This window comes from Streptomyces sp. WM6386, from assembly GCF_000972385.1.
Lineage (GTDB): Bacteria > Actinomycetota > Actinomycetes > Streptomycetales > Streptomycetaceae > Streptomyces.
In genome coordinates, this window is the sequence record NZ_JXTE01000062.1 from 102,634 (window position 1) to 103,753 (window position 1,120).

Here is a 1,120-nt window from a genome sequence, read left to right on the forward strand (position 1 = left end):
CAGGGAGGCGCCGGCACCTCGACCAACATGAACGCCAACGAGGTGATCGCGAACCGGGCGTTGGAACTGCTGGGGTTCGAGAAGGGGCAGTACCGGTATCTGCATCCGAACGAGGACGTCAACCTCGGTCAGTCCACCAACGACGTCTACCCGACCGCCGTGAAGGTCGCGACGGTCTTCGCGGTGCGTGGACTGCTCAAGGCGATGGCGGTACTGCAGGACTCGTTCGCCCGTAAGGCGGTCGAGTTCCGTGATGTGCTCAAGATGGGCCGTACACAGTTGCAGGACGCGGTGCCGATGACGCTGGGGCAGGAGTTCTCCGCGTTCGCCGTCATGATCGATGAGGATCGTCATCGCCTTGACGAGGCTGTGCAGTTGATCCATGAGATCAACCTCGGTGCCACGGCCATCGGTACGGGACTCAACGCGCCCGCCGGGTATGCCGAGGCGGCCCGCCGTCACCTCGCCGAGATCACCGGGCTGCCGCTGGTCACCGCCGTCAACCTGGTCGAGGCGACCCAGGACTGCGGGGCGTTCGTCCAGATGTCCGGCGTGCTCAAGCGGGTCGCGGTCAAGCTGTCCAAGAGCTGCAACGATCTGCGGCTGTTGTCGTCCGGTCCGCGTGCGGGGCTCGGTGAGATCAACCTGCCGCCGGTACAGGCCGGTTCGTCGATCATGCCGGGCAAGGTGAACCCGGTGATCCCCGAGGTGGTCAACCAGGTCGCCTTCGAGGTGATCGGCAACGACGTGACGATCACGATGGCCGCGGAGGCGGGCCAGCTCCAGCTCAACGCGTTCGAGCCGATCATCCTGCACTCCCTGTCGGAGTCCATCACGCACCTGCGCGCCGCCTGCCTCACGCTCGCCGAGCGGTGCGTGGACGGCATCACCGCCAACACCGAGGTGCTGCGGGCGAGCGTGGAGAACTCCATCGGCCTGGTGACCGCGCTCAACCCGCACATCGGGTACACGGCCGCCACCGACATCGCCAAGGAGGCCCTCGTCACCGGCCGCGGGGTGGCCGAACTCGTCCTGGAGAAGGGCCTGTTGCCCGCCGAGACCCTCGCCGACCTGCTGCGTCCCGAGGTCGTCGCGGGCACCGGCCGGGCCCTGGCCTGAC

Annotated in this window: 1 protein-coding gene; it reads left to right on the forward strand. The window is 67.2% G+C overall.

Annotated features, from left to right (window positions below; translation table 11 throughout):
• On the forward strand, positions 1–1,119 hold a 1,119-nt coding region (locus TN53_RS31060), incomplete at its 5' end, for an aspartate ammonia-lyase (protein ID WP_046262052.1).
• Position 1,120: the final 1 nt, after the last annotated feature.